General features: G+C 49.8%; 5 protein-coding genes. 1 reads left to right on the top strand and 4 read right to left on the bottom strand.

The genetic code is table 11. From position 1 onward, the window contains the following. A partial coding sequence (locus IJG50_04300) for a hypothetical protein (protein MBQ3379072.1) occupies positions 1-91 on the bottom strand: 91 nt, incomplete at its 3' end. Positions 92-515: 424 nt separating this feature from the next. Between IJG50_04300 and IJG50_04295 the strand changes: the two genes are divergently transcribed. Continuing rightward, positions 516-4,802: a 2-hydroxyacyl-CoA dehydratase gene (locus tag IJG50_04295; GenBank protein ID MBQ3379071.1), complete on the top strand. Its 4,287-nt coding sequence runs from the start codon at positions 516-518 to the stop codon at positions 4,800-4,802. Between the two features lie 61 nt (positions 4,803-4,863). Here the strand turns inward: IJG50_04295 and IJG50_04290 are convergent, their stop codons facing one another. From IJG50_04290 to IJG50_04280, 3 genes are all read right to left on the bottom strand, one after another. Beyond that, positions 4,864-6,252 (bottom strand): FAD-dependent oxidoreductase, encoded by a 1,389-nt coding sequence (locus IJG50_04290; protein ID MBQ3379070.1) that lies wholly within the window; start codon positions 6,250-6,252, stop codon positions 4,864-4,866. A gap of 11 nt (positions 6,253-6,263) precedes the next feature. Beyond that, positions 6,264-7,316 (bottom strand): aldo/keto reductase, encoded by a 1,053-nt coding sequence (locus IJG50_04285; protein ID MBQ3379069.1) that lies wholly within the window; start codon positions 7,314-7,316, stop codon positions 6,264-6,266. A gap of 315 nt (positions 7,317-7,631) precedes the next feature. Continuing rightward, positions 7,632-9,206, bottom strand: a complete 1,575-nt coding sequence (locus tag IJG50_04280) for a citramalate synthase (GenBank protein MBQ3379068.1) — start codon at positions 9,204-9,206, stop codon at positions 7,632-7,634. Between the last annotated feature and the right edge of the window lie 292 nt (positions 9,207-9,498).

Here is a 9,498-nt window from a genome sequence, read left to right as displayed (position 1 = left end):
CTGCTTTTAATCCAAGCTCGTGACATGCTCGTATCACGCGTATGGCGATTTCGCCTCTGTTAGCCACCAATACTTTTTGTATCTTTTTCATGACGCTCCCTTTCCTTTTCTCCGCTTTCGCCCCTTTTTTGCAAGTAGGGCTTGGGAGATATTCATTTTTTTAAGAATACAATATAATTATATGCCCTTTTTTGAACAAATTCAACAGTCTTTTCTCAAATATTGCATTTTTAACACTGTCGTACTGTTATTTGGGCGCAGTTTGTGCATATTGTATAAAATTTCTCCGTGCCGTTTTTTCCGTATGCATTTTTTTACTCGTTTTTATACAAAAAGTTGAAATTGGCAAAAGCCTTTTGATTGACAATCAATTCTATAACGGCTAAAATAATATAATAACCTATTAATAATAAGGGTAAATATAATTATAAGCGCAGTTTGCTTATTTTATCGATAAAACATAGAATACACGCCCGTTTCGGGGCATTGGTTCCTTTTTGGAGGTTAATTTTTTGATGAATAAATACCATATCGGACTTGACGTCGGCTCCACTACGGTAAAGACCGCGGTGCTCGACGAAAACGACAATCTTATATTCGACCGCTACCAGCGCCATAATTCCGACGTGCGCCGCACCATAGCCGAGGTGCTTTCCGACACGCTCGATCATATAGGCGACGCAGAGATAACTATGATGATAACGGGCTCGGGCGGCATATCCGTATCGACATGGCTCGACGTTGAATTCATTCAGGAAGTCGTAGCGGGAGTCGAAGCAATAACGCGCTTCATTCCGCAGACGGACGTAGCCATAGAACTCGGCGGCGAGGACGCAAAAATAACGTATATCACGGGCGGCCTCGAACAGCGCATGAACGGCACCTGCGCCGGCGGCACGGGCGCGTTCATCGACCAGATGGCGACGCTTCTTGCGACGGACGTCGACGGCCTCAATCGCATGGCGAAGGACGCAAAGACTATATATTCAATAGCGTCGCGCTGCGGCGTTTTTGCAAAAAGCGACATACAGCCGCTTTTAAACGACGGCGCGGCCAAGGCCGACATAGCCGCTTCGATATTTCAATCCGTCGTAAATCAGACTATATCGGGTCTTGCCTGCGGCAAGCCCATACGCGGCAACGTGGCGTTTTTGGGCGGCCCGCTGCACTTTATAGATCAGCTTCGTTTTCGCTTTGTAGAAACGCTGGATCTTTCGCCCGAACAGACGATAGTACCGCCGAAATCACAGCTTTTTACGGCGATGGGCGCGGCGCTCGCTTCAAAAAAATCGGAAAGCTTTGAATCGCGCCGCCTTGTCGAATCTATACACAAGCTTAAAAATGTGGAAGTCAAAGAGGTGGAGCATCTTCCCGCGCTCTTTAAAACGCCCGAGGAACGGCTAAAGTTCGACGAGCGTCACGGGCGCGACAAGGTGAAGTGCGCCGATTTTTCCGCTCACAAGGGCGAATGTTTCTTAGGCCTTGACGCCGGAAGCACTACGACAAAGGCTGCGCTCATCGATGCGCAGGGCAGGCTTCTTTATTCATGGTACGGCTCGAATCACGGCGACCCGCTCGACTCGGTCATAAATATTTTAAAGGAGCTTTACGCCTGCATGCCCGACGACGCGTATATAGCGCGCTCAATGGTAACTGGCTACGGCGAAAATCTCATAAAGGCCGCATTAAAGGTCGACGACGGCGAAATAGAAACTATAGCTCACTATACGGCGGCTGATTATCTTCTGCCCGGCGTTGACTTCGTACTCGACATCGGCGGACAGGATATGAAGTGCATGCAGATAAAAAACGGCGTTATAGAGAACGTGCTTTTAAACGAAGCGTGCTCTTCCGGCTGCGGCTCGTTCATCGAGACGTTTGCCCACGCCGTAGGTCACGACGCACCCTCGTTCGCGGCGCTTGGCTGCGATGCCAAAAACCCGGTGGACTTGGGCTCTCGCTGCACCGTTTTTATGAACTCAAAGGTAAAGCAGGCGCAAAAGGAAGGCGCCGAAGTCGGCGATATCTCGGCCGGGCTTTCCTACTCCGTCGTTAAGAATGCGCTTTTCAAGGTAATACGCATACGCGACCCGCAGCAAATGGGCAAAAAAATCATCGTTCAGGGCGGCACCTTCAAAAACGACGCGGTGCTTCGCGCTTTTGAGATAATCTCGGGACGCGAGGTAGTGAGATACGACCGCGCCGAACTTATGGGCGCTTTGGGCTGCGCGCTCATCGCGCAGCAGTCGTGGGTATGCGGCACACGCTCTACGATACTGGGGCTTTCGGATATTATGGGCTTCACCGTTGAAAAAACGGCGAGAAGATGTCAAAAATGCCAAAACCACTGCCTGCTTACCATAACGAAATTCCCCGACGGCAAAGAGTATATCTCCTCCAACCGCTGTGAACGCGGCGGCAATCAGAGCGACACGCCGAAGTCGAAGCTGCCCAATCTTTTCGACTATAAATTCAAGCGTCTCTTCGGATATTATAAGCCGCTTAAAAGCGAGGAGGCCAGACGCGGCACCGTCGGCATACCGAGAGTTCTCGGCATGTATGAGAACTATCCGTTCTGGTTTACGCTGTTTACGAATTTAGGCTTCAGAGTGGAGCTTTCGCCGCGCTCGTCGCGCGCGATATACGACATGGGCATAGAAACGATGCCCTCCGAGTCGGCCTGCTATCCCGCAAAGCTCGCTCACGGCCATATAGAGGCGCTTATAAAGAAGGGGCATAATTTCATATTCTACCCCTGCCTGCCTTACGAGCAGGACGAGGGCTTGGGCGGCGACAATCATTACAACTGCCCCATCGTATGCACTTATGCAGAGGTGATACGTGCAAACGTCGATGCGCTGAGAGAAAAGAATATACGCTTTATGAATCCGTTTTTACCGTACAATACGCCTTCGCGCATGGCGGAGCGCTTGTATGAAGAGCTTTCATGTTTCGACGTTACCAAAGAAGAAATAAAGCACGCCGTGGACGAGGCATACGCAGAGGATAAACGATTTAAGAAAGACGTCAGAGACAAGGGACGCGAGGTAGTAGAGATGCTAAGGGCCACCGGTCAAAAGGGCATCGTACTTGCCGGACGCCCGTATCACATAGATCCGGAAATAAACCACGGCATACCCGAAATGATAAACTCCTACGGCTTTGCCGTGCTTACGGAGGACAGCGTTGCGCACATGGGACAAGTGGAGCGTCCCATAAGAGTTGTCGATCAGTGGATGTATCACACTCGCCTTTACGCTGCAGCCACTTTCGTGAGAAGCACCGATTTTTTAGAGCTGGTGCAGCTTAATTCCTTCGGATGCGGACTTGACGCGATAACGACAGACCAGGTAAAAGAGATACTGGAGGCCTCCGACAAGATATATACGACGCTGAAGATAGACGAAGTAAACAACCTCGGCGCGGCGCGCATTCGTATGCGTTCACTCATGTCCGTCTCACGCGAGCGCGACAAGAAGGGTCTAAACGTCGTAAAAGAGCCGCGTCCGCAGCCACAGCGCATAATATTCACAAAGGAAATGAAGAAACGCTATACGATACTTGCGCCCGAAATGTCGCCTATACATTTCAGGCTCATCGAGGAAGCGTTCAGAATATCGGGCTACAATCTCGTTATACTTCCGCACGAGGATCCCGCCATAGTCGAGGAGGGCTTAAAATACGTAAACAACGACGCATGCTATCCGTCGATACTTACGATCGGCCAGATAATGCACGCCCTCAATTCGGGCGAGTACGACCTTGATACTACGGCTGTAGTTATAACACAGACGGGCGGCGGATGCCGTGCTACGAATTATATCTCGATGATAAAGAAGGCGCTTCGCGACGCGGGGCTTACGAATATACCCGTGCTCTCTTTAAACTTTGTCGGCCTTGACAAGCAGCCGGGCTTTAAAGTAAGCTTCGGCCTCGTAAAGCGCGGCGTTCAGGCGATCTTATACGGCGATCTTTTGATGCGCGTGCTGTACCGCGTACGCCCGTATGAAAAGGAGCCGGGCAGCGCGAACAGACTCTACGAAAAGTGGAACTCCATATGCAAAGAGGCGCTGCAGCGCGGCTCGTTTAGCGAATACAAGCGCATAATCAAAAGCATCGTCCGCGAATTTGACGAGCTGCCCGTTTACGAGATGAATAAGCCGAGAGTAGGTCTCGTAGGAGAAATACTCGTAAAGTATCATCCCGGCGCGAACAACGACCTCGTAGGCATAGTGGAATCGGAAGGCGCCGAGGCCGTAGTGCCAGATCTTGCGGGATTTTTCTTCTACGTTCTGCATCACGCCAATGAAAAGTACACGCTTCTTGACGGTTCAAAAAAGGCGCGCACCATACAGAATGCGCTCATTGATATAATGGAAAGGGTGCGTAAGCCGATGGTAAACGCCCTGAAGGGCACAAAATTCGGCTATCCCAGGCATATAAACGACACCGCCAAGGCGGCAAGCTCTGTAGTATCGCTCGGCAACATATCGGGCGAGGGCTGGCTTCTCACGGGAGAAATGATAGAGCTCGTCGAAGAGGGCGTTACAAACATCATATGCATGCAGCCGTTCGCATGTCTGCCGAACCACGTTACGGGCAAGGGCATAATGAAGGAGATAAAAAGACAGAACCCGAAGGCCAATATAGTTGCAATAGACTATGACCCCGGCGCAAGCACCGTAAATCAGCTTAACCGCATACGCCTCATGCTTTCAACGGCGTTCAAGAATAACGCGGCGGAGCATAACGGCGAAACGGCGCCGAGCGCTGCCGCACGTGAGGCCGTTGAAAACAAATAGAAACACAAATTTAAAAGTGCCGCGCTTCTCGCGGCACTTTTTACATATCTGTATTCTTTATTTAAGCAAGCTTTCTTCCCATAAGCACGCCCATTATCGAAGCCATCATAAGGCCGCGCGTCCATCCGCTCGAGTCGCCCAGGCAGTGAAGTCCTTCTATATTCGTGTTGAAGTCTTCGTCCATCTTTACTTTATTCGAGTAGAATTTAAGCTCCGGCGAGTATAAAAGCGTCTCCGTAGAGGCAAAGCCCGGCACTACGATATCTACCGCCTGCATGAAGTTTATTATATTCGTCATTGAGCGGTACGGCATTGCCGCAGTTATATCGCCCGCCACGGCGTCGGGTATGGTCGGCGTAAGGTTCGACTGCATGAGCTCCTTTTGCCACGTACGCTTGCCGTCCAAAATATCCCCGAAGCGCTGCACGAGAATATGACCGTTCGCAAGCATATTCGTAAGCTCGCCTACCTTCTGCGCGTATGCGATAGGCTGATTGAACGGCACCGAAAAATTGTGCGAACAGAGTATCGCCAAATTCGTATTGTTCGACTTTTTCTCTTTATACGAATGTCCGTTCACCACGGCAAGATCGTTGTCGTAATTCTCCTGGCTTACAAATCCGCCGGGGTTCTGACAGAAGGTACGCACTTTATTCTTGAAAGGCCTGGGATATCCGATGAGCTTCGATTCATAGAGCACATCGTTCACCTCTTCCATGACCTCGTTTCTCACCTCTACGCGCACGCCGATATCTACCGTGCCGGGCTGATGCGCTATACCGTGCTCCTCGCACAGCTTCTCAAGCCAGTCTGCGCCGCGCCTTCCTGTGCATACTATGGTATGATCCGAAAAAGTTTCAAACTCCTGTCCGCGCATAACGGCGCGGACGCCAAGGCATTTTGAATCATCCAATATAAGATTTATGCACTCGCAGCCGAACATTATCTCCACGCCCGAGTCGAGAAGGAACTTCTCTATCTCGGCATAGATCTTTTGCGCACGCTCAGTGCCCATGTGGCGTATGGGGCAGTCAACGAGCTTAAGTCCCGCCTGTATCGCGCGCTTTCTTATCTCCTTGACTTTTACGGGATTTCCGACTCCCTCTATTTTCGGATCGGCGCCGAATTTTAAATATATCTTATCGGTATACTCTATCGTTTTTTGCGCCGTTTCCTCGCCAATGACCGTCGGAAGCTCGCCTCCGACCTCATATGAAAGCGAAAGCTTACCGTCGGAAAACGCTCCCGCGCCGGAAAAGCCCGTTGTGATATGGCAGTTAGGCTTACAGTTTAAGCAGCGTCCCACGATCTCCTTGGGACATTTCCTTTCCTCTATGCGTCTGCCCTTTTCCATTATAAGTATCTTCTTTTTCGTTCCCATCACAAGCATCTCGTATGCCGTAAATATACCGGCCGGACCTGCGCCTACTATGATAACGTCGTATTTCACAATTATCACTCCTATGTTTTATGGGCTTCGTTTTTAAGCCGCTCTATTCTTTCGCTTATTTTTATCCCCTGCGGACATATCCGCTCGCAGAGGCGGCATCCTATGCATTTGCGCGTGTTGTAAAGGTATTCGTCCTCGCCGAACGCCCGTCTTGCATACTCCACCATATCCTCCGTTCTGCCTGATACTATGTATGCATTATACGCCGCCATAAGCACAGGCGCCTGCGACTTTATCGGGCACATGCGGCAAAGCCCGCAGCCTGTGCAAAACGTCTCATACTCGCCGAGATCGGCGTCCGCAGGGATATCGGACACAGATGATGCGGCGGATAATATGGCGTCTAGGCCGCTTTTATCGGGAAAGTCGCATATCATGTCAATGCCCGCCCCAAAGATCATTCCAAACGACGCCTGCAAAGGCGAAAGCCCGCTTATATTTATAGGACGCAAAAGCTCGGGATACTGCTCAAACAAGCCGCCCATAAGCGGCGTCAGGGCGTATACGCGCTTATTCTTTTCGGCGCACAGCTTTAAAACGTCGGCGCTTTTTTTCAGCGTAAGCGGCGATATCGGCATATGGATACAGTCGATCTCGGGGCATGCCGAGATCACCTTTGACAATTCGCCCGCTTCCAGTGAAGAAACGACCGAAAGCTGCTTTATAAGACCGCGCCCTCTAAGCTTTACCGCCGTCTTATATACGGCGTCCGCGTCTCTGTATTCGTTCCAAGTTTCAAATGAGTTTATATCGTATACGGTGTACATATCAAAGCTTTCCGCCGAAAAGCGCTCCAAAGCCGCATAGAATTCACGAAGAAAAGACTCCTCTGTATCGGATGCGTTTGGCACTCGCCCGAATTTATACGATATCTCAGGCTTAAACGAAAGGCCTTTTATCGCCTCTATGAACGTGCTCTCCGAGGCTCCCCCCATGAAATGCATGGATACGTCAAAGCGCGTTATCCCCTTTTTTTGTGCGCAGCTTAAAAGCTCGCGTGCCTCATTTAGGCTTAAAGCTCCCATTCGCCTTGTATCAAACACTATGCTTGAAATAGTTTGCATACATATGCTTCTTTCTCAATATGCTGTATTTTTGCATTCAAAATTTGCATCATATTTACAAATATTGTGAGCGCGCCTTTACATAACAACTTTTATCATAACCGCGTATATATGCGGTTTTTTGATACTTTGAATTATAACTGTTTAATCAAAAAGTCTTTAAAACAGCGAGTTTTTAACATTATCAACAGGGTTTTGAACATATATTATGTAAACAGATGTTTCGCCGAATTTTAAAGACTTTTAAAATTATGCAGATAAAATCACGTGCATTTATCCTGCATATTGTATTTTTTTGTACATGTATTCGTTATTTTATGCGTTCTGTTCATCGCGCAGAAGCTTGTACTCTATCGAATCTCTGAGCGCAAGCCAGCTTGCCTCTATAATATCGGCCGACACGCCTACCGTGGTCCACGTGCGCTGACCGTCGGTAGTCGTAATAAGAACGCGAACCTTTGCGCCGGTAGCCTCGCCGCTTTCAAGCACTCTTACCTTATAGTCGATAAGATGAACGGCGGAAAGCGTAGGATAAAACACCTCGAGCGACTTTCTCAGCGCCGCGTCTATTGCGTTTACGGGGCCGTTTCCTTCTGCGGCCGTCATTTCCACCCTGCCGTCAACGCGCACCTTAACTGCGGCGAACGCGCCGTCGTCGTCCTTATGCGGCTGTTCGCTTATCGCCTTGCAGTGGATAAGCTCAAAATGCGGATTATACGATCCGTTTATGCGGCGCACCAAAAGCTCAAAGCTTGCGTCCGCCGATTCAAACTGCCAGCCCTCATATTCAAGCTCCTTAAGCTTTGAAAGCGTCTCGGCAACAAACGGATCGTCGCGCGTTATCGACTTGTCGAACTGATGGATCTTTTGAAGTATCGTCGCGCGTCCGGCCACCTCGGAGGCTAAGAACCTTCTGAAATTGCCCACCCTTGCCGGATCTATATGCTCAAACGAGCTCGACGCCTTTACGACTCCGCTCGCATGCATGCCGCCCTTATGGGCAAACGCGCTCGCGCCCACATACGGCATACCGCTTTCTATCGTGATGTTTGCTATATCTGCAATGTCGGACGCCGCCGACGTGAGTTTTTCTATATTCTCGTCAGGTATGCAGCTTTTGCCCATTTTAAGCTGTAGATTGGGTATTATCGTCGAAAGATTCGCGTTGCCGCACCGCTCGCCGAAGCCGAGATATGTACCCTGAACATGAGTTGCTCCCGCGCGCACCGCCGCAAGCGAATTCGCCACGGCGCAGCCCGCATCGTTGTGGCAGTGAATGCCGAGCGGTATCGTCACGGCCTTTCTCGCCTCGCCCACGATACACATGACCTCGTCGGGCAGTATTCCGCCGTTCGTTTCACAGAGCACTATCGTATCTGCTCCGCCTTCCTGAGCGGCTTTAATAGCCGTCAGCGCATATTCGGCATTGTCGCGGTAACCGTCAAAAAAGTGTTCCGCGTCGAATATGACCTCGCGTCCCTGCGCTTTAAGATAGCTCATCGTTTCGCGTATCATCGAAAGATTTTCTTCAAGCGATACTTCAAGCACATTTTCGACCTGGAAAGCCGACGCCTTGCCTACGACTACGAGCACGGGCGCGCCCGACGAAAGCGCGCTTTTGAGCGAATCGTCGTTCTCGGGGGTGGAATCCTTTCTTCTTGTAGAGCAGAACGCCGCTATGCGCGAATGCTTCAAATCAAGCTTTTTTACAAGATTGAAAAATTCCATATCCTTCGGGTTAGATCCCGGATTGCCCGCTTCTATATATGATACGCCGAGCTCGTCGAGCGTTTTTACCACGTTGAGCTTGTCCTCCAAAGAAAACGAAATGCCTGCTGCCTGCGCTCCGTCCCTTAAGGTGGAATCGAAAATTTTTACGATATTGTTCATAAAAGGTCCTCCTCATTATGTAAAAGGCATGATGCGCTGCATCACAGTGCGATTGACATATGCCCTGCTTCCCAATATAATTATGATAATACATTATATCCTATATATATAAACAAAACAAGTGTACATTTTAAAGGAGTTTTCTTAAAAATGTAGAGTCGTCAATGATGTGTGACACTTCACTCGAAAAAATATGACGAAGGTTATATGTGCGAATTTGAGAAAGACGAGGAGCCGTAGGCGACGAGGCTTTCTCAAATTCGGCGCGGCTCGGTCTGGCCCTCTGTGAACG

Source organism: Clostridia bacterium, assembly GCA_017405765.1.
Lineage (GTDB): Bacteria > Bacillota > Clostridia > Oscillospirales > RGIG577 > RGIG577.
The sequence above is the reverse complement of the archived record's forward strand: the minus strand, read 5'-3'. Positions and strand labels throughout refer to the sequence as shown.

Bases quoted from the DNA above. Each gene is read 5' to 3' on its own strand.
- IJG50_04295 (MBQ3379071.1), top strand. From the start codon at position 516: ATGAATAAATACCATATCGGACTTGACGTCGGCTCCACTACGGTAAAG.
- IJG50_04285 (MBQ3379069.1), bottom strand. From the start codon at position 7,316: ATGCAAACTATTTCAAGCATAGTGTTTGATACAAGGCGAATGGGAGCT.
- IJG50_04280 (MBQ3379068.1), bottom strand. From the start codon at position 9,206: ATGAACAATATCGTAAAAATTTTCGATTCCACCTTAAGGGACGGAGCG.